Annotated in this window: 1 protein-coding gene; it reads left to right on the top strand. The window is 61.7% G+C overall.

All coding sequences use genetic code 11. From position 1 onward, the window contains the following. Positions 1-236: 236 nt before the first annotated feature. The coding region (locus tag GVN67_RS29300; protein ID WP_200845460.1) for a hypothetical protein at positions 237-431 on the top strand (195 nt) is incomplete at its 3' end.

Here is a 431-nt window from a genome sequence, read left to right as displayed (position 1 = left end):
GCCCCGTACCTCCCAGTTCTTCATGTTCTGCGGGGATTCTCCCAGCAACCGCGCCACGGCGGACTGGCCCGAGACGTCCTTGATCTGGGACGCGGCTTGGTAGAGGCGGAGGGCGCTGTCGTGCATGGCCGCATTGTGCCGCAGTTAAACAAATTGTTGTAAACAAAAGCAGGCAATTTTTGTAAACATGGTGTTTAATGGACCTCTGCAAACATTTTCACCGCGAGGAAAACACCATGCGTCCCGACGACTTCCGCACGTTCGAAGAAGCCTACAGCGTTGCCGCCAACGCGTCGGGGCTGCGCCTGGGCGTCCGTGAAGGTGCCGCCTATACGGATGCAGAGGTGCTCATCGCCGCGGGCTGGAGCCGGGCCCGCGTGGGTGGTGTGCTGCTGCGGCTGCGGTCGGAGTGCGATGCGGTCGGCCTACGG

The sequence above is a fragment of the Roseomonas sp. 18066 genome (genome assembly GCF_902706185.1).
Taxonomy (GTDB): Bacteria; Pseudomonadota; Alphaproteobacteria; order Acetobacterales; family Acetobacteraceae; genus Pseudoroseomonas.
The sequence above is the reverse complement of the archived record's forward strand: the minus strand, read 5'-3'. Positions and strand labels throughout refer to the sequence as shown.